The sequence below is a fragment of the Collimonas fungivorans Ter331 genome (genome assembly GCF_000221045.1).
In the GTDB taxonomy this organism is placed as follows: Bacteria; Pseudomonadota; Gammaproteobacteria; order Burkholderiales; family Burkholderiaceae_D; genus Collimonas; species Collimonas fungivorans_A.
The window spans coordinates 2,615,093-2,634,157 of the sequence record NC_015856.1; the positions used below are offsets into that span (position 1 = coordinate 2,615,093).

At 59.9% G+C, this 19,065-nt stretch carries 17 protein-coding genes; 5 read left to right on the forward strand and 12 right to left on the reverse strand.

Annotated features, from left to right (window positions below; genetic code table 11):
* Positions 1-365 precede the first annotated feature (365 nt).
* Complete coding sequence (locus tag CFU_RS11410) at positions 366-1,610, forward strand: ectonucleotide pyrophosphatase/phosphodiesterase (RefSeq protein WP_041743361.1); 1,245 nt, start codon at positions 366-368, stop codon at positions 1,608-1,610.
* Positions 1,611-1,642: 32 nt separating this feature from the next.
* Here CFU_RS11410 and CFU_RS11415 read toward each other — a convergent pair whose 3' ends face one another.
* Positions 1,643-2,302 carry a class I SAM-dependent methyltransferase gene (locus tag CFU_RS11415; protein ID WP_041741797.1) on the reverse strand — a complete coding sequence of 220 codons (660 nt, stop codon included), beginning with the start codon at positions 2,300-2,302 and terminating at the stop codon, positions 1,643-1,645.
* A 205-nt stretch (positions 2,303-2,507) separates the two neighbouring features.
* Between CFU_RS11415 and CFU_RS11420 the strand changes: the two genes are divergently transcribed.
* The 3 genes from CFU_RS11420 (at position 2,508) to CFU_RS11430 (ending at position 5,837) form a co-directional block, all read left to right on the forward strand.
* Positions 2,508-3,470, forward strand: coding sequence for a sulfonate ABC transporter substrate-binding protein (locus CFU_RS11420; protein ID WP_041741799.1), 963 nt, complete (start codon positions 2,508-2,510; stop codon positions 3,468-3,470).
* Positions 3,471-3,506: 36 nt separating this feature from the next.
* A complete protein-coding gene (locus CFU_RS11425) occupies positions 3,507-4,808 on the forward strand; it encodes an LLM class flavin-dependent oxidoreductase (RefSeq protein WP_041743362.1) in 1,302 nt (433 codons plus the stop codon).
* A 294-nt stretch (positions 4,809-5,102) separates the two neighbouring features.
* Positions 5,103-5,837 carry an SDR family oxidoreductase gene (locus CFU_RS11430; protein ID WP_014006196.1) on the forward strand — a complete coding sequence of 245 codons (735 nt, stop codon included), beginning with the start codon at positions 5,103-5,105 and terminating at the stop codon, positions 5,835-5,837.
* Between the two features lie 179 nt (positions 5,838-6,016).
* Here CFU_RS11430 and CFU_RS11435 read toward each other — a convergent pair whose 3' ends face one another.
* From CFU_RS11435 to CFU_RS11450, 4 genes are read right to left on the reverse strand one after another with little or no spacing between them, the layout of a single operon-like run.
* Positions 6,017-6,337 (reverse strand): hypothetical protein, encoded by a 321-nt coding sequence (locus CFU_RS11435; protein ID WP_014006197.1) that lies wholly within the window; start codon positions 6,335-6,337, stop codon positions 6,017-6,019.
* Between the two features lie 8 nt (positions 6,338-6,345).
* The gene (locus tag CFU_RS11440) at positions 6,346-7,239 is read right to left on the reverse strand and encodes a type II secretion system F family protein (protein WP_014006198.1); all 894 of its coding nucleotides are present in this window, start codon (positions 7,237-7,239) and stop codon (positions 6,346-6,348) included.
* Between the two features lie 33 nt (positions 7,240-7,272).
* Positions 7,273-8,130: a type II secretion system F family protein gene (locus CFU_RS23305; protein ID WP_014006199.1), complete on the reverse strand. Its 858-nt coding sequence runs from the start codon at positions 8,128-8,130 to the stop codon at positions 7,273-7,275.
* Positions 8,123-9,973, reverse strand: coding sequence for an ATPase, T2SS/T4P/T4SS family (locus tag CFU_RS11450; RefSeq protein WP_202946118.1), 1,851 nt, complete (start codon positions 9,971-9,973; stop codon positions 8,123-8,125). Before CFU_RS11450 ends, CFU_RS23305 begins: the two co-directional genes overlap by 8 nt.
* Here CFU_RS11450 and CFU_RS23310 point away from each other — a divergent pair.
* Positions 9,972-10,310 carry a DUF192 domain-containing protein gene (locus tag CFU_RS23310; protein ID WP_014006201.1) on the forward strand — a complete coding sequence of 113 codons (339 nt, stop codon included), beginning with the start codon at positions 9,972-9,974 and terminating at the stop codon, positions 10,308-10,310. The genes CFU_RS11450 and CFU_RS23310 overlap by 2 nt on opposite strands.
* A gap of 15 nt (positions 10,311-10,325) precedes the next feature.
* Here CFU_RS23310 and CFU_RS11460 read toward each other — a convergent pair whose 3' ends face one another.
* The 7 genes from CFU_RS11460 to CFU_RS11490 form a co-directional block, all read right to left on the reverse strand.
* The gene (locus CFU_RS11460) at positions 10,326-11,987 is read right to left on the reverse strand and encodes a type II and III secretion system protein family protein (protein ID WP_190275145.1); all 1,662 of its coding nucleotides are present in this window, start codon (positions 11,985-11,987) and stop codon (positions 10,326-10,328) included.
* 26 nt (positions 11,988-12,013) lie between these two features.
* Positions 12,014-12,997 (reverse strand): Flp pilus assembly protein CpaB, encoded by a 984-nt coding sequence (gene cpaB / locus CFU_RS11465; RefSeq protein WP_041741801.1) that lies wholly within the window; start codon positions 12,995-12,997, stop codon positions 12,014-12,016.
* Positions 12,998-13,098: 101 nt separating this feature from the next.
* Positions 13,099-14,397, reverse strand: coding sequence for a TadE/TadG family type IV pilus assembly protein (locus tag CFU_RS11470; protein ID WP_014006204.1), 1,299 nt, complete (start codon positions 14,395-14,397; stop codon positions 13,099-13,101).
* Positions 14,398-14,420: 23 nt separating this feature from the next.
* Complete coding sequence (locus CFU_RS11475; RefSeq protein ID WP_041741803.1) at positions 14,421-14,627, reverse strand: hypothetical protein; 207 nt, start codon at positions 14,625-14,627, stop codon at positions 14,421-14,423.
* Positions 14,628-14,652: 25 nt separating this feature from the next.
* Positions 14,653-15,366, reverse strand: a complete 714-nt coding sequence (locus tag CFU_RS11480; RefSeq protein WP_148264824.1) for a hypothetical protein — start codon at positions 15,364-15,366, stop codon at positions 14,653-14,655.
* Between the two features lie 24 nt (positions 15,367-15,390).
* Positions 15,391-16,566 (reverse strand): hypothetical protein, encoded by a 1,176-nt coding sequence (locus CFU_RS11485; protein ID WP_148264825.1) that lies wholly within the window; start codon positions 16,564-16,566, stop codon positions 15,391-15,393.
* A gap of 24 nt (positions 16,567-16,590) precedes the next feature.
* On the reverse strand, positions 16,591-18,996 hold the full coding sequence (locus CFU_RS11490; RefSeq protein WP_238531294.1) for a Tad domain-containing protein: 2,406 nt from the start codon (positions 18,994-18,996) through the stop codon (positions 16,591-16,593).
* Positions 18,997-19,065 lie beyond the last annotated feature (69 nt).

The window sequence follows — 19,065 nt, forward strand, 5'->3', positions numbered from 1 at the left end:
ATTTTTCTCAACTTAACAATCTTTGACTACATGTAACATTTGTTCACACATTAATTTCCTTATTCCAATTATTTGTCTCCCCAATGCCACTAAATTGACGTATCGAATGCATGCCGATCCATCCTCCAGTATTTCCGGAGAGAACATTTCAATTCACTTGCCGATCCCGGGCTGGCCGGATTTTCCATACCCGCCCACTCTCGCTCGCGCAACAATTCATTAGGTCGTAATAAATTGCATGTATCTTCAGCATGCAAGCCATCCGCTTGACGAAGCGACCAGAGCAAAACATGGGTCCCCGTTTCCGCAGCATCGGCAAGCTCTCGTCCTGGCCACGCCGCCATCCCTGTCCTCAGAAAAATATTGTGAAAAACCTGCCTCCCTATTCGGCTCTACGCAGCCTGTTTTGCTTATTCCTGGCAGCAGCAATCGCCGGATGCGCGCCAGCCAGACCGCAACTACCGGTACAAACCGGAAAACCGCCGCTCATCCTGGTATCGATTGACGGTTTCAAGCCGGATTACCTGAGCCGCGGGGTCACGCCGAACCTCAACGCGCTTGCGGCGCAAGGAGCCAGAGCCGAGGCCATGCGGCCATCGTTTCCATCGATAACCTTCCCCAACCACTACACGCTGGTGACCGGACTAAGGCCGGATCGCCATGGCATTGTCGGCAACACCATGGAAGACAGCAGGATTCCGGGAGTCCGTTTCAGTCTGGGCAACCGGGAGGCGACCAATGACCGTCGCTGGTGGGACGAAGCAGAACCGATATGGACCACCGCGGAGCAACGCGGCATACGCACCGCGACCATGTTCTGGCCGGGTTCCGAGGCCGCCATCCACGGCGTTCGTCCGAGCGAATGGCGCAGCTACGACAGCAAATTGCCTGCGAGCCAGCGCGTCGACACCTTGCTGGGCTGGCTGGACAAGCCGCTTGCATCGCGCCCGGGTTTCCTGACGCTGTATTTTGAGGATGTCGATCACGCCGGACACGAATACGGCCCGGATGCAGCGCAAACCACGCAGGCTGCGGCGCACGTCGATGAAGCGATAGGCAGGTTGATAGCCGGCCTCCAGGCGCGCAGCATCAAAGCCAATATCGTGATCGTATCCGACCACGGCATGGCCGCCACGAGCAAACAACGGGTTATCCGGTTGGACCAGATAGCTCCGGCCGGCAGCTATCGGATAGTGACAGGCGGCACTTACGCCGGACTTGAAGCAAAACCGGGGAAGGACAGCGCGTTAGCCGATGCACTGCTGAAGCCGCAAGAGCATATGCAGTGCTGGCGCAAGGAGGCAATACCGCCTCGCTTCCACTATGGCCGGAATGCGCGCGTGCCTAGCTTCATCTGCCTGGCTGAAACCGGTTGGCAGATTGCAGCCGATGCGCGTTCTGCCGAACGGACTCCGGCGGGAGGCCATGGATATGACAATATGACCGCCGAGATGCAGGCAATTTTCATCGCAGCAGGGCCGGCATTCAAAACCGGCGTGGTCCTGGCGCCATTCGACAATGTCGACGTCTATCCGCTCATGATGAGCTTGATCGGCTTGCAGCCGTTGTCGTCGGACGGCGAACTGACGCTGGCGCCAGCCTTGAAATGAGCCGGGAAAATAGGGACAGCGGCACTCAACGCTCAGCGCTTGCGCGCCAGCGTCAAGCCGTCGCCCACCGGCAGCATGGACAGGTCGATGCGTTCATCCCGGTGCAGCTTGCGGTTGAGATCCTGCAAAGCGGCGGTGTCGTTGTCCTCCGCGACGGCGGCGACACTGCCATCCCACAGCACGTTGTCGATGGCGATCAGGCCGCCCGGCCGCAATAACTGCAGGCAACGCTCATAATAGGCGTCGTAACCGGTCTTGTCGGCGTCGATAAAGGCAAAATCGTATTGCCCTGCGGCGCCGGCGGCCAGGCGGGCATCGAGGGTCGCCAGCGCCGGCGCCAGCTGCAAATCGATCTTGTGCGCGACTCCCGCCGCTTCCCAATAAGGACGCGCAATGCTGGTGTACTCATCGCTGATGTCGCAGGCCAGGATGCGGCCGTCGTCGGGCAGCGCGAGCGCCACGGCCAGCGAGCTATATCCCGTGAACACGCCGATCTCGATCGTATTGCGAGCGCCCATCAAACGTATCAGCAAAGCCATGAACTGGCCCTGCTCGGGTGAAATCTGCATGCCGCCGCGCGCATGTTTGGCGGTTGCTGCGCGCAACGCGGTTTGCGCCGGATGTTCGCGCAGCGAATGAGTCAGCAGGTAATCATAAAGAGTGTCGTCAAGATTCAGTGTGCGACTGGACATGGATTGTGCTCCCGAGATGAAGGAAACCAATTTACCACACCCGCCATGGCTCGGCTGCCAGCGGATATGAAGCCGCGGGAAGCGCTTATACAGAAACCAATTTAGCATCGTCGAAAGACTTCGTTCCCCTTCCCTCGCGCTGCGGCTAGCATGTTCGTTTGCATACGGCACAAATGCGGCAAATCCACCGAGGGAACCAGCAGAAATGACGACCACATCAAACAAGAGGCGCCTGGTATTGCAGGGGCTGGCTGCCGGCGCAGCGGCCGCCGCAATGCCGGCTTTTGCAGCTGACGAACGCACGCTGCGCATCGGTTACCAGAAATTCAACACCCTCAACATCCTGAAAGGCAGCGGCAACCTGGAACAGGCTTTGCAGCCGCTGGGGTGGAAAGTCAAATGGTTCGAATTCGCGGCCGGTCCGCAGTTGACCGAGGCCTTGAACAGCGACGCCATCGATTTCGGCCATGCCGCCGACACGCCCTCCGCCTTTGCCAACGCAGCCGGCGTCAATGCCGTGTACCTGGCCGCCGAACAGCCCTATCCAAAAGGCATAGGGATTTTCGTGGCGCAGGATTCGCCTATCCGATCCGTCAAGGACCTGAAGGGCAAGAAAATCGCCCTCGGCCGCGGCTGGAATGTGCAATACCTGCTGGTGCGGGCGCTGGAAGAAGCCGGCTTGAGTTATAACGACATCATTCCGGTCTACGTCACCAACGCGGCAGACGTGCGCGCGACTTTCCAGTCCGGCAATGTAGACGCGGCGACGCTGTGGGATCCTTACCTGGCCGGCCAGCAGATCTCGACCAGCCCGCGCATCCTGCGCGACGGCACCGGCCTGTCCAACAACCGCACCTTCCACCTGGCCAACCCGGGTTTCGTCGACCGCAACAAGAACATCATCCGCATCCTGTTTGCCGAACTGAAAAAAACCAACGCCTGGGCCCAGTCGCATCCGCAGGAAACCGCAGCCCTGCTGGCGCCGCAGCTGGGCGTCGATCCCAAGGTGCTGCAGCTGGCGACCGAGCGCCGCAACTACACCACAGTGCCGATCGACGCCGCCATCATCGCCGAACAGCAGCAGATCGTCGAAGTCTTCTACAAACTGAACCTGATCAAGACCCAGGTACAAGTCAAAGACAAGGTTTACGCCGAGGCCCTGCTGTAGCAGTTGCCGACCTATCGTTACGGAAAAAACACCATGATGCATCTTGCCGCTTTCCTGATCGCCGGCAATGCCGCCCACAGCCAGGTGTTGTGGCGCCACCCGGAAAGCAATCCGGGCGGATTCCTGAAACTCGACTATTACGCACGCGTCGCGCAAACGCTGGAGCGCGGCAAATTCGACCTGCTGTTTTTCGCCGACCGGCTGGCGGTCTCGACCCGCTTCGGCGGCGACCATCGCTACGGCGTCGGCCATGGCGACCAGGATGCCACCCGGCTTGATCCGCTGCCGGTGCTGGGCGCACTGGCAGCGCTCACCAGCAAGATAGGACTGGGCGCGACACGCTCGACCACCTACAGCCAGCCGTACAGCCTGGCGCGCGAATTCGCCACACTCGATCACCTGTCGTCCGGCCGCGCAGCATGGAACGTGGTGACTTCGGTCAACCAGGGCGAGGCTGACAATTTCGGCTTGCGCCAGACCTTGAGCCACGATGCACGCTATGACCGCGCCGACGAGTTCCTCGACGTCGCCCATCAGCTGTGGGGCAGCTGGGCGCCCGACGCGCTGCTGCTGGAGGCAAGCAGCGGCCGCTATGCCGACGCCGACCGGGTGTCGGCGATCGCCCACAGCGGCGCTTACTTCAATGTGCGCGGTCCGCTGAATATTCCCGCCTCGCCGCAGCACGGGCCGGTCATCATCCAGGCCGGATCGTCGCAGCGCGGCCAGGATTTCGCCGCGCGCTGGTCGGAAGTAGTGTTCGGCATACAACCCGACCTGGCCCGCATGCAGCGCTTTTACCACGACCTGAAAGGCCGCGCCGCCAAATTCGGCCGCAAGCCGAGCGACATCAAGGTGCTGACCGCGGTCATGCCTTTCGTCGGCGCTTCGCGCGCGGAGGCCGAAGACAAGCGCGCCCGCCACAATGCGCTGGTCGACCCTATCGTCGGCCTGTCGACGCTATCGAGCCACATGAATGTGGATTTTTCGGGCTACGTGCTGGATGCGCCTGTCGCCGACCTCGAGGTGGCCGGCATGCAAGGCTTGTTCAGCCTGATCCGTGAGCTATCCGCCGAACGCCAGTTGACGCTGGCGGATATCGGCCGCATGTACGCCAGCGGCGTGCTGGTGCCGCAAGTAGCCGGCACAGCCGCCGACATCGCCGACTGGATGGGGCATATCGTGGCGCAGCAAGGCGCCGACGGTTTTGTCATCACGCCGGTGCATTTGCCGCACGGCTTCGACGATTTTGTTGACCTGGTAGTGCCGGAACTGCAAAAAAGAAAGCAGTTCCGCCTTGACTACCAGGGCGACACCTTGCGCAGCTACCTGCAAAGCTGACGCCCCGGCAAGACATCGCGCCAGCGACCCGCCACGCCCTCCTCAACTCACCTGCCGCGCGCAGGTGAAACTTGCTATTTACCCATTTGTAGCCACCGACCGCAACAGCCTTCCCAACCCAGGCTGCCGGTCGATTCCGCCCAATTGTTGACCCTTATTGAATAGTGTTGCCAATTACAGCCAGTTTATCCATTGAAAATTAACCGGCATGATGCACTCACTGCCTGGCACGCCGATATCCAGAACCCCAAAGATGGCTAAGGCAACACTCAAACCAACTTCAAGGAGCTTTAAATGAACAATGCAAAAGTAGCTATCGTCACCGGATCGTCGCGCGGCATCGGCGCAGCGGTAGCGCAGCGGCTGGCGGCCGACGGTTTTGCCGTCGTCATCAACTACGCCGGCAGCGCTGCGGCAGCCGAAACCGTGGCCCGGCAACTGCTGCAGCAAGGCGGCCAGGCGCTCGCCGTGCAAGCCGATGTCAGCGACCCGGCTGCGGTGCGCGCCCTGTTCGATGCAGCAGAACAGGCATTCGGCGGCGTCGACGTGCTGGTCAACAACGCCGGCATCATGCTCAATGCGACCATCGCCGACACCGATGACGCTGCTTTCGAGCACCAGGTCGCCATCAACCTCAAGGGCAGTTTCAACACCCTGCGCGAAGCCGCCAAACGGCTGCGTAGCGGCGGCCGCATCGTCAATTTTTCGTCGAGCGTGGTCGGCATGCTACAGCCCTCCTATGGCGTGTACGCCGCCACCAAGGCCGCGGTGGAAGCAATGACCAGTGTGCTCGCCAAGGAATTGCGCGGCAAGAACATCACGGTCAACGCCGTGGCGCCGGGGCCGACCGCTACCGACCTGTTCCTCAACGGTAAACCGCAGGAAGTGGTCGAGCGCCTGGCCAAGCTGGCGCCGCTCGAACGCCTGGGCCAGCCGCAGGACATCGCCGCCACTGTCGCCTTCCTGGCCGGCGCCGACGGCGGCTGGATCAACGGCCAGGTGCTGCGCGCCAACGGCGGCATCATCTGATCACAGGAGCGAGAAGCTATTTTCGATATCTGAGAAAGGAAAACATCATGCAACAAGTCTTCGCAAGACGGCTGCGAGATCGTCAATGGCGGCCCCGACCGACCGCGTGCGCAACGAGATGTTCCGCCGCATCGGGCTGGAAGACTTGCTGCACCCGAAGGTAATCGCTTGATGAGGTATTAGCCGGCCTTCTTCAGGCAAGCCGCCTTGGCCACATCGAGGCGCTTTTCCAGGTTGGCTTCGAGCGCCGGCGATTTGCCGGTCTGCACCAGCAGGTTGTATTCGCTTTGCGGCACGCTGTCCCAGTAGGCATCGGACACGCAGCCGCAAAAGGCCGGCATTTTTTCCGGCGCTTTTGGGGCGCCGCGGGCTGACCCGCCCATCTTCAGGCAGATTTCGGTATTCGCCTTCTTTAACTCGGGCATGACCTTGGCGCCCCACGCCAGCTGACTGGCGGCGGCCAAGGAAAACGCGGCGATCGCAACGAGGATTCTTTTCATCTGGTCTTTTATTTGAAATTCATCAGGATAGTCATCACTATCGGGAAAGCGATGATGATAAAGGTGATCGGGAAGATGAACATGATCAGGGGTGCGATCATTTTCATCGGCGCTTCCATCGCCAGCTTCTCGGCGCGCTGGAAACGCTCGGTGCGTTTCTGTTCGGCGAACTTGCGCAAGGTCGGTCCCAGCGGCACGCCTAACTTGTCGCATTGCAGGACAATGCCGACAAAACGCGAAATGTCGACATTGCCGGTGCGGCGCGCGAATTTTCCCAAGGCATCGGCGCGGCCGGCGCCGGTTTTCATGTCGCGCACCACCCGCTCGATCTCATGGCGCAAGATGCAGTCGGGACCACGTTCGCAGAAATTGACGATGGCGGTATTCAAGGTCAGGCCGCATTCGCAGCACAGCGTCACGATATCGACGAAGGACGGGAAATAGCGCGAGATTTCAATGTTGCGCTTCTTCTTCTGGTCGCGGATCCACATCAGCGGATAAAACCAGCCTATCATTCCCAGCACCAGCATGATGATGAGCACCGTGTAACTGATGCCAAACGCCGCCAGGCCGGCCAGCACCGCGAAAAAAAGCGCCACTGCCAGCGAGAAGAACTGCAAGGCGTAAGTCTCGCCGGGGGTCATGAAATACTCCAGGCCGGCTGTGTTAAGCATCTGCTTGCGTTTCAGCAGCCGCGCCTCCGACACCGTGGCGCCTAAATAGAAGTCAAAAAACATTACTCCGTTCCAGACTTTTTTCAGCAGCGGCGGCAGAGGATCCATGTTCGGCCGGAATTTGGTGACCTTGACATTGGCCACCAGCCGAAACAGGTAAAACATGAACACGCTAAGGCTGCCGAAGGCCAGTATGATCGCGCCGTAAAGATAGATTGAACTGTTCATGGCATGTATCCGATAACAATATGTCCGCGGCCGTCAGACATCGATGGCCAGGATTTTCTGGATCACCTTGTGGCCGATATAGGCCATGGTGAGACAGATGAAGAGTACGATCTTGCCGTAAAGCGTGGTCAGCAGCAGGCCCATTTCTTCCGGCTGGATGAAGAACAGCGCAACCCCGACCAGCGCCGGCAGGCAGATCATGACCCAGCCCTGCATCTTGCCCTGCGCCGTCAGCGACCGGATCTTGCCCTCGATCGTCAGTTTTTGCTGGATGGTGTTGGACAGGCTCATCAGCGTTTCCGACAAATTGCCGCCCACCGATTTCGAAATCCGGAAGGTCATCACCAGCAGCTGGAAATCGACCAGGTCGATGCGCTTGCCGACTTCTTCGATCGCCGTTTCGAAATCGACGCCCACCTTCTGCAGCCGGATCACGTGCGCGAATTCGCTGGCCAGCGGCGAGTTGCTCTCCTTGGAATAGGATTGCAAGGCAATGCTCAGGGACACGCCGGCCGTCAGGCTGGAAGCAATTACGGTGAGTGCCGTCGGCAGTTCATATTCGATGCTGTTGAGGCGCCGCTTGCGTTTGTAATTACTGATCCAAAGAGGCGCCTTGAAGATAAAGTAACCGATCAATAGCACCAGGAAGATGTTACGCAGCACAAAATAAATCACCAGCACCAGCATCAGCGCCGCCGCAACCTGTGCGAACAGCACCATGTAGACGCGGCCGTCGCGCAGCCCGGTCCATTCCTTGATGTGGCCGATGTAGCGCACGTGCATGTCGAACAGCACCTTGAGGAAGTAACTCTTCGAGTTCATCAGCGACCAGGCGATGAACAACACCAGTGCAAACAGGATCGCCGAAAACAGCAGTATCTGGTTACTCATTTTCCATCCTCTCCATAAATACCGGCTTCATGCCCGAATAGCGGAATTCGCCATAGGTCTTGCCGTTCTGGTCAATGCCTTCCCTGTGAAACTTGAAGATATCCTGCAGCTGGACGGTTTCCGATTCGATGCCGACCACTTCGGTGATCGCCGTCACCTTGCGCGCGCCACAAGAGTAGCGGGTGAGCTGGATGATCAGGTGCACCGCCGACGAAATCTGTTCGCGGATCGCCCGCACCGGCAGGTTCATGCCGGCCATCAGCACCAGCACCTCCATCCGCGCCAGCGCATCGCGCGGCGAGTTGGCGTGCAAGGTGGTCATCGAGCCGTCATGGCCGGTATTCATGGCTTGCAGCATGTCCAGCGCTTCGCCGCCGCGGCACTCGCCGACGATGATGCGGTCCGGCCGCATCCGCAGCGAATTGCGCACCAGGTCGCGGATCGCCACATGGCCCTTGCCTTCGACGTTGGGCGGGCGGCTTTCCAGCGACACCAGGTTCGGCTGCGACAGCTGCAGTTCGGCCGCATCCTCGATGGTGACGATCCGTTCGTCGTTCGGCACGAAGGCCGACATCATGTTGAGGAAGGTGGTTTTACCGGAACCGGTGCCGCCTGACACCACGATGTTCAAGCGCTGCTCGACCGCGCTGCGCAGGATATCCAGCATGTCCTCGGTCATCGAACCATACTTGATCAAATCTTCGGCCACCATCTTGCGCCGCGAGAATTTCCGGATGGTCAGGGTCGGCCCGCGCAGCGACAGCGGTGAAATGATCGCATTCACCCGCGAACCGTCGCGCAAGCGGGCATCGACCATCGGCGAACTTTCATCGATGCGCCGGCCGAGCGGCGTGACAATCCGCTCGATCGCGCCCAGCACCGCCAGGTCGCTGGTGAAGGTAGCACTAGAGAGTTCCAGCCGACCGCCGCGTTCGACCCAGATTTCGTCGTGGCGGTTGACCATGATTTCGGTCACGCTTTCGTCAGCGATCATCGGCTCCAGCGGCCCCAGGCCGACCGCTTCGTCCAGCACTTCCTTGGTCAACAGCTCGGTGTCTATGTTGTCCGGCAGGGTGAAGGTGGTGCTCAGCAACTCCTTGATCAGGCTCTTGACGTTGGCCTTGAGATCGTGCTCCGACATCTTGTTGGCGTCGATGCGGCGCAGGTCGATTTCGTGCAGCACCGCTTCGTGCAAGGTCTTGCGCCAGCGCGAAAATTCAAAATCGATCACGCGCGCCGGGATATTGGCGACCTGCTTGCCGCCGGCGCCCGGGCGCGTCCCTGGCTGCTGCGGAGCTGGGGCTGGGGCCGCTGCGGCTGCAACCGGCGCTGCACGAGGCGGCGGTGGTGGCGGCGCCTGGACCGGCTCGGCAAATTGCTGGCGCGGCGCGGCGGCAGGACGCGGCTGGCTTGCCTGTTTCGGCGGGCGTTCCGCCACCAGCACCTCTTCGTAGTCTTGCTCGATGGCGCTGATCGCATGGTTGACGGCGTGGTTCTGCCGCTCGCGGCCGGCGCCGGTTTCATGTCTTTCCTGGTTGGTATGCAAGGTCAGGCTGTAGTTGCCGATCTTGATCACCGTATTGCTGCTCAGCGGACCGAGGCGGTTGATGCGCTCGCCGTCGACCCAGGTGCCGAAGATGCTGCCGCTGTCTTCAATGAAGACGCTGCCCTCGTTCAGCAGGAAAGTCGCGTGCAGCTTGCTGACATTCCAGCCTTTGAGGCGCAGGTCGCAGCTCTCCGCCTTGCCGAGAACGAAGCGATCCTTGTCGACGAAAACTTCATCGAGTATGTCATAATCGTCCGCGACCACCATCAACACAAATCCACTTTGGCTCTCTGCCATGAAAATTATTCCCGCATATAAAAACAATCAGATCATCATCGCCAATGTCACCATCGGAGATACGTTTTTCGGCCGCGCCCGCGGCCTGATGTTCACCAGGACGCTGGCGCCTGACAGCGCCTACCTGCTCAAGGACTGCAACTCCGTCCATACTTTTTTCATGCATTTCACCATCGGCGTGGTGTATCTGTCGCAAGACTTCGTCATCACCAAGATTGTCCCGGTGCTGGCGCGCAGAAGTCTTTCCTCCGACCGCTCCGCACGCCATACCCTGGAACTGCATCCAGCCACCCTTGCCGCGCTGTCCCTGCGCGTCGGCGACCAGCTGAGCTTCTAGCCGGCCGCCGCCAAATCAATGATTGCCGTATTCAGGCGGCATTGCCGGCTCAGGCCGCAGCGGTGCTGCCTGGAACGGCGACTTCACCGGAATTTCCTTCTGCAGGTTGCGCAGGGTCGGCAATTCTGCCTCCTCCGGCATGCCCACCGCCTTGCGCGCCTGGTTGATGCGGCTGCTTATATTGCGTAAAGCGTTCGAGCTTTCTCCCGGCTCCCCTTCCTGCGTATGCGGAATCGCCACCAGGTACACCTCGGTCTGGTTGCGGCTGGTGCCGGTGCTCTTGAACAGGTTGCCCAGCAGCGGCACATCGCCCAGCCCTGGCACTTTCTGGATATCGGTGCTGCCGTCCTGGCTGTACAAGCCGGACAAGATGATGGCGTCGCCGGTCTTTACGGAAAAATCGGTCTCGGTACGGCGCGTGGTGAAGCCTGGAATGCCGCCGACGCTGACGGTCGGATCGATCTTGCTGACCTCGGCCTTCAGGATCCCGGTGATGTTGCTGAACGCATCCAGCTTCGGTGCAATCTCGATCAGGATGCCGTAAGGCTTGAAGGTGACATTGGTGCCGTTCTGGCTGACCGTCGGGATCGGCACTTCGCCGCCGGCGACGAACCTGGCCTGGCCGCCGTTGCGGGTCGCAATGCTGGGCGAAGCCAGCACAAAGGCGTCGCCGCTGTCGACCGCCAGCTGGATCACAGAGGGAATCGCGATCGCGGCGTTGACGCTGGCGGCGACGCCGCGCAGTTTCTGGTCAGGCAGATCAAACTTGCCGCCAGTGCCTGTGTCTTGCGGCAAGGGCCGCAGGTTGACCGCGCCGCGCGAAGCTTCACCGAAGATGCCGATGTTGAAACCGTTGAAACTCTTGGCCCAGTTGACGCCGAGGTTTTCCAGGTAGCCCTTCTTGAATTCGACAAAATACAGGTCGAACACCAGCATCTGTGATTCCTGCTTGTAGGCTGGCACGGTGTCGATGTCGAGCTTGGTGCTGTTGATCAGGTTGGCGTACTGGTCGGTCAGCGCCGTGATCTTGGAAAGATCTTCACGCGAGCGGATATTGCCCTCTACGTAGAGGCGGTCGCCGCGGCGCACCACATCGATATCGGGCAGGCTCGACAGCGCAGCCTTGATGTCGCGCTGTTGCTTGATGACGTTGAGCGCGGTCACCCGCAGGCGGATTTCGCGCGAAAAATTCGGCTTGTTCCAGAGCAGGATGTTGGTCAGGCCGACTTCCTGCGCAATGATCAGCAGCCGGGTCTTTTCGATTACGGCAGTCGAAGCAATCTTGCCGTTGCCGATAGCGATGCGGTTGACCGCACCGACCTCGATCACCCGCGCCTCGCCGGCGTACATGACCAGTTCGTCGTCGACTGCCTGCTGCGCCTTCGGTAAGCCGCCGTGGCCGGTCGAAGGTTTCAAGGCAGCGAGGTCGCCGGCATTACGGATAGGAATCCCTTCCGGCGCATTCATCAGTTTTTTTTGTTCGATCGCATTGCCGTCCAGGTACTCGACGCCGCCGTCGCGGCTGCTGCGGACTTCATTTTGGACCTGTTTTTGGCTGGTTTTTTGTGTCTTGTTCTGGTTTTGCAAAGTCTCCGGCAAAGGTGTAGCTGCAAAGGCGCGGCTGCCAATCAGGGCGGACAACAGCAGGCAGGAGCGGAAAGTTCTTGGATTAGTCATGTTATTGCGTGGCTTTTTGTTGGATATCATTGTGGGTTACCGGCTGCGCTGCCCAGAAGGCGCTTGAAGGCCTCAAGCTTCCTGGCCTGGTCCTCGCCGCCGTCGGCATATTCGCCGGTCTTGAAGCGGCCGCCGATGATGTAGTCGACCTGCGGCCCCGGCATTTGCAGGCGGCGCTTGGCGTCCGGATCGATGACATCGGACAGGAACAGTCTTTTCTCGGCGTCGCCCTGGTCGTCGGGACTGCGCAGCACGGCCACGATGCGGGCGCCGGTCTGCACCAGGATCACTTTCTGGGCATCCGCGGCCGGCACCGAAATCGTCACCGTGCTGTAAGTGGCGCGCCCGGCCTGGCCTTGGCGCTCGCCAAAACCGGCTTCACGTGCGCGGTCGGCCGCCAGTACCTCGCGCACCGTGGTCTGGCCGGTGGCGCGCACTTCGATATTTTTCAGCAATGGCGCCAGCACAGTGTCTTCCGGCTGCGGTCCAGCGCTGGGCGGCCCTTCCTGCGGCCGCTTCATCATATAGAACAAGTCGATGTGGTCGCCGGCGCGCAGCAGGCCGGAAAAGGAATTGATCTCGTCGACCGGAATCGTGATGGCGCGGCTGCCGGCGTCGATCGACTTGGAAAACGGCACCGATTCGTACAGCAGGAAATACGATTCCAGCAAAGGCGTGCCCTTGCGCACTGGACGGATGATCTTCTTGCCGATATAGGCATCGATCTGGTCCGGCGAGATGACGTCGAAATTCATGTATTCCTTGGGCACCGTGCGCGAAGCCAGCTGCTCCATGGTCAGCACGTCGCCAGGGTTGAGGTCGATGCGCGGCACCGTCACCGTGGTGCGCACCTTGCTGGCTTCGTCGCTCAGGCTTTTTTCGATTTCACTGGAACGGGTTTTCAGGTAATTGTTGGCGAGGAAAACGGCGAACGCGGCAATCAGGACAATGATGACCAGCGGCAGCGCCTTCTTGATTTTTTGCAGGTTGATGAAACGTTTTATATTCATGATGTGAGAGTAAAAGTAATCGTCGTTGCCAACTGGCGAGAGTCGCTGCTGGTCTTGAAAAATCGGGAGTATTGCGGCTCTGGCGGCACATGCGCAACAGCCTAGTGGGTTGCTTTGTCATAGCTTTCACCCCACCAGTGTTCTTTCACATCGTTCTTCTCGCCGGCAGCCCAGTCGCCCATGTCCATTGCGCCCAGGCAGAAACCGATCTGCGGCTCGGCCGGATCGAATTTCCCTTCCAGCCGGCTCAGGATGCTGTTCCAGATCAGCCTGACCACATCGAAGGCCTGGTAGCCGCCGCTGCCGCCGATAGGCGGCGATTTGGTTCCCAACGGGTAGAAGGGATGCCAGTGCAAGGCGTTTTGCGCCCGGTAGCTGGCCGACGAGCTGAACGGATAGCGGCCGCGCTCCAGCGCCTTGGCCTGGAACGACGCCGCGATGCCGGAACTCTGGCTGCTGTTGCCAAACAGGCGGGTAATGCCGATGATGATGCTGTTGGCGATAGGCACCTTGAGCGGATAGCTCCACCAGATTTCGATCGACAGCACGGTATTTTCCTGGATGCTCTTGTTGGTGATGTCGCCTTTCAGCTTGCTGTCGGAAAGATTTTCGCCGCCATCGGGAGCGACCGTGCCTAGCGGTGTGCGAAAGCGCATGTAGTCGGCCGGCAGCTTGAGGATGCCGTAATCGAGTCCCTGCAATTCGATCACGCCGGATTCGAGGAAGGCGGCCTGGGTCGGATTGTGGTACAGGATGCAGGAATTGAACATGGCGTCTTTGTAGGCTTCGACCTGGGCTTCGACTACCGCGCCCTTGCCGGTGTCATTACCCATGTACATCGGCGTGATGCCGTTGATGTAGCCCTGCAGGACCGAGCTGTCGCCATAGCGCATCAGGCCCTTGACGAAGGTCCACACGGCCGGGCCGATTTTCTGCTTGGCCTTGCCGAGGAAACCTGAGATCGGTCCGGCGCGGTTTGCCGCTTCGTCGGGGTCGCCGCTGGACGAGCCGGCGGCATTGTTGACCGGCACGCCGTTGCTGGCGGCTTCAGCCTGGCCGGAGCCGGCCAGCTCATTGCCGGGGGTGGTGACAGTCGACGTCACGTCACGCCCGGAGGAATCCTTGCTGTGCACGACCTTGCCGACCGCCGCATAACCGAGATTGCCCAGCTGCGCCGTCAGCGGATCGGTGACAAAACGCGGCACCACGCGGCCGTTGCTCATGGCGCCTATGCGCGCCGCTTCCTGCACCGCAAAGTTATGCGCCAGCTTGGCCCGGTACATCAAGACCATTTGCAGGCACAGCAAGGCAAAGATCAGCACGATGGGGATCGCTACGACGAATTCGGCCAGGCTGGCGCCGCGCCCCAGTTTCAGATTTCTTCCGACTTTGATCAACATATATTGCGCTCTCGGCTTGTTTGCTAAATTGGCGTGGCGCTGACACCTAAGCCGTTGATGTAACTGAAATTCAGATGACGTATCGCGTCCAGCAGCAGGCTAAGCAAAGACACGCCGTCCACCGACACAAACAGCACCAGCGCCACACACACCAGCAGGATCGAATATTCAACCGCGACCTGCCCATGTTGGTGTCGATTCATCGCCGTTCCGGCACGCATCGCTTTCATTGCTTTTCCTTCATCAGCCGCGCCTTCATCGTGTAATCCAATTGACCACGACATAGGTCTGGCCGGCATTCCTGGTAAAGGTGTAGGTCGCCTCCTGCTGTTTGGGCGAGACATAGCGCATCACCGTGCCGCTGTTGTCTTCCGCGGTTTTCTTGAAGCTCAGCTTCCAGGCTTCGGCGGCGCGGTCTTCCTGGTAAAACGCAATGTTCTGTTCCATGTCGAAATTGTTGGTCATGGTGGTCAGGATCGATTCGCCCGCCATGTCCACCGTGCGTACTTCGTTCAAGATCACCGTGCCCGAGGGCTTGCGCAGATGCTTGGCCAGCACCGGCGCCTTGGTGTCGATGTCCTGCTCCATGCGCGCCGGCAGGTCCGACATGCTGAGATAGCCTTGGGTCTGCTTGCGGTTGCTGCTGCTCAGGTTGGCCTGCTTCAGCCAGCCGTCCTTGACCGCCACGATCTGCACCTCATGCCCGGCTGCCTTGGTGGTGACTTTCCACCGGGCCTTGGCCCACGCCCCCGCCAATATCACCGCCGCTTCGCGCAGCGGCTGCGGTCCCTCGATTTCATAAATCAGCATCGGCAAGCCATTCACCTCGATTTCATCGGCCAGGCGGGTCTGCTGCCAATTGTCCGGTACACCGTCCAGCATCAAGCCTTCCACCGATTTCCATTTATCCGCCGCATAAACGCCGGTGCACAGGAACAGGCACCAGCCAACCGCCATCAACACTTTCAAATAAATCCCCTTCTACCTTGTCTATTACGGCGCCGGAGAAAAGCGCCATGCCGGGTTGTCAAACATGGAGATGGTGCGCGCACGCATGATGCCGGCCGGGCACAGCTCATCCTGGGTGTATTGGGTCAGCCGGATATCGCGTCCGGGTGCGGATGTGCATTTCACCGCCATATAGTCTGCTTCGGCCATGCTGCCGGCCAGGCTCAGGTTTTCCTTGTAGTCGTCGGTAGACTTGTATGCCTTGATAATGCCGCCGGGGCTTTTCAGGCTGTCGAAATCCAGCCCCATGCCTTGCGACACCAGGGACGACACCTGGGCCGGGTTGATGCCCGCCAGGTCGACCCGGAAATTGCCGCCGAAGCCGGAAGCGCCGCCGATCAGTCCCGGCAGGTTGAAATAATTACTGTTGAGTATCTTGCCGACCGGATTGCCAGTACTGCCGGAGCTGGCAGCGCCGTCGTAAAAAGGGCTGAGCTGCTCGGCGATGCGATGGTTTGCCACCGGCACCGGCGCCGACCAGGAATTGGTGACCATGGTCAGGCTGCCCAGGCTACGCGGACCGAGGCCGCCGGCGGGCATGCCGGTCTCGCCTTTAGCGATGCCGAAAGTCCTTTCCATGAAGGTCTTGATGAAATCGCTGAGGCCGATCGAGCCGTTGACCTGCACCCGCTCGTAGGGTTCGCGGTCGAGCGTCAGGTTGGTCAAGGTATTGCCGGTCGGATCGAATCCCATCGGTCCGCCTGGCGATTTGCTCGAATTGGTAGAAATATTCAAGGCGCCGTTGCTGATGGAGCCGAATGTGGCGCTATCGAATTTATCGGTAAAAAACCGCGCCGCGGTGCTCATCCAGTCGGCATGGTCCTGCAGCAGCGCGGTGCTGCCTTCGGCCTGGCTCTGGCGCGCGCCGCGCGGCGTCAGGTAGACGCTGCGGAACACCTTGGGCGCCAGGTCGGCATCGGCGCTATACAGCGATTTGTAATCGGCATCGCCGTTCGCCTTGTAGGCCGTGCGTTCCCATACCGCAAACCGCGCCGCTTCGGTATTGAGCTGCTTGAGCTCGCCGAAGCGCCACACCCATTGCAAGCCGAACAGGAACAGCATCAGCACGCTGCAAGCCAGGATCGACTCGAACAGGGCCTGGCCCCGCTGGCCCGGTCCGGACATGCGTGGCAAGGCGAAGGTTCTGGATGGGATAGGCATGGGGTCGCGGCTCAGTAATTGTGTTCAGTTAATTGTGAAAAACAATAATTTTTCCGGATAATTCAAGCCTTCCAGCCGCGCGTTCCAGTAAGGCAGCATCAGGTTGGCGTGCGACACCACTTGCATGCGGCTGGTCCAGCGTTCGACCGGAGCCCGGTAATACACCCGCGCCTTGCCCATCGCCTGCAGGTAATCCTGCTTGATTTCGGTGTCGTAATCCTTGATCGGCGTGCGTCCCAGGTTGAACTTGCCTTCCGCTTTCAACGGCGACTTCATGGCGCCTACCGTTTCCTGCAACCCGACCACGAACGATGGTCCCAGGTCCTTCAAGGCGTTGTCCTGTATTTCCTTGGAAGCGACAAACAGGTTGCTGGCCGCGCGGTCGCCGATCTGGTAGTTGCCGATGTTGGCGTCGCGCATTTCCCAGAAACCGAAACGTTCTGCCGGCAAGCCCATGTCGGCCGCCACCACGCCGCCCAGGCCGGGCCGCTGGAACAAGGTCTCGGTGCCGCGCGAGGTACGCATGTTGATGAGATCGATCAGATCGCCCAGGCCCAGCGCATTGAGCAGGAATTTCAGGAAACCGTTGACATTGTTGAGCGGATCGCCGGCTGCTTCCTCGCCCATTGTAAATCCTTGTCCCAGTACATTCGATACGGAACCGGCCACATTGCTACCCAGGTTCGAGAGGCTCTGGAAATTCGCCGCCTGCTGCGCCAGTGCTGTCGCCAGCTCCACTTCCGGTTCGCCGCTGCCCGGACTCGGCGCATCCAGCGATGAGCCGGAAGCCGGCATGCCCGCGGGAGAGCCGCCCAGCACGCTGCTGGTGCTGCTGTTAAGCATGTTGATCACGCTTCCCGGCGAGTTGCTTGAATTGAGGCTGTTGCCGGCGGCTTCCAGCGCCGGCTCCAGCGGCGCCACGATGGCGTTGTTGAGCGTGCTGGTGGCACTGGCGGTAGCGGATTGCCCTTTCATCGCGCTGTTGCCGGCCGCCCTGGCGATATTCATGACGCCGCGGTTGTAGTATTTTTTTGCCGAACCGGCCGCCAGCGAAGCACATGCGCCACTCTTCCCGCCCAGGCGCGGCGCATAGATCTCACCGCTGGGCAGCGTGAAATACATGCAATCGTCGAGACCGGTCGCTTCGCCCCAATAGGCTTTTTTGGCAGCGTCGTCAGCCTTGACCACATCCGAGAATTTTTTCATGTCCTCGGGAATTTCCTGGTTCGCATTCACACCCTGGCGGCCGACCTTGGACATGGTCACGGCGCCGGCAAGGGGAATATGAATATTGAACAGGTGCGGATTGATGTCGATCACATCGAAGTTGCTCCAGCCGTAGGTGCCGTCCTGCATCTGCATCATGCGCGTGCCGCCGGTGCGTTCATATAGGCACATGATGGGGCTGACAATGACGCCCACCGTGTTCATGAAGGCCTCAATCACGGGGCCGACGACATCGGCTGCGACATTGCCCTTCAGCGCCGGCACGATCTGCTCCAGGCCGTTGGTTTCCAGGCCGGTCAGCATGCCGTTGATAGCGGAAAGATTGCAGCCGTCGACCGCCCACAGGCCAACCGCGTTCGGGAACAGGCGGCGGCCGCCGCTGCCGCTGGTGAAGTTGAACATTTCCTTCATCATCAGATGATGGACCAGGTTGAACTCAATCTTGTCCTTGTTATCCTTTTCCCCTGCCTCCTTCATCTTGTTCAAGCCGAGGAATTTGCGCGGCGGCTGGTGGAACTTGATCATGCTGCCGAAGTCCACCATGCTCTTACCGATCTGGTAGACGATGGTTTGCGGAATATATTCGGCCTGCGGTGCGTTGGCCGCCAGCAGGTCGTTCTGCATGCTGATCATGGAAGACACCGTGGTCGCCAGGTGCAGCTGCTGCGAGGCGAAGATCGCATAGTTGGACAGGGAAACGGTGGCGGTGCCGGCATTGGCCAGCACCTGGCTGGTCAAGCGCACGCCCTTCACTATCTTTTCCCAGAAGTCGCCGAACTTGGAGATGGCGTTGGTGACGCCCGACAAGGCGGAGCCGATATAGGGAATGAATTTGGTCAGGGCAGCAATGCCCTTCAATACCGTGCTGTTATTTTTCCAGTACTGGTCCGACATGCCGACGCTCGACCACATCGCTGTCAACTGGCCGACCGCCTGGTAATTGGAAATCATGGCGCGATTGGTGTATGCGGTGTAGTTCAAGCCTTCGGCGGCAACGTTGGCTGTGCTGAAAGCGATGGCGTCGGCGGCATTCACCAACTGCCGCTTCTCGCTGGTCACCTGCGCCATGTTGTAGACCGCAAACAGGCCCACGCACAGTACCGCAAAAAAGAAGATGGCTATAGGCAGCACCGCGCCACGCTGACGCCAGCCGCCATGAGTCCGGGATCTGCCGGCCCTGCCCTGTTCCGATGCCCGTTTCACTATGCGCTCCCTATCAGAAATCAATTATTGATGATTGACTGCCGGTCTCCGGCCAAACCAATTTTTACT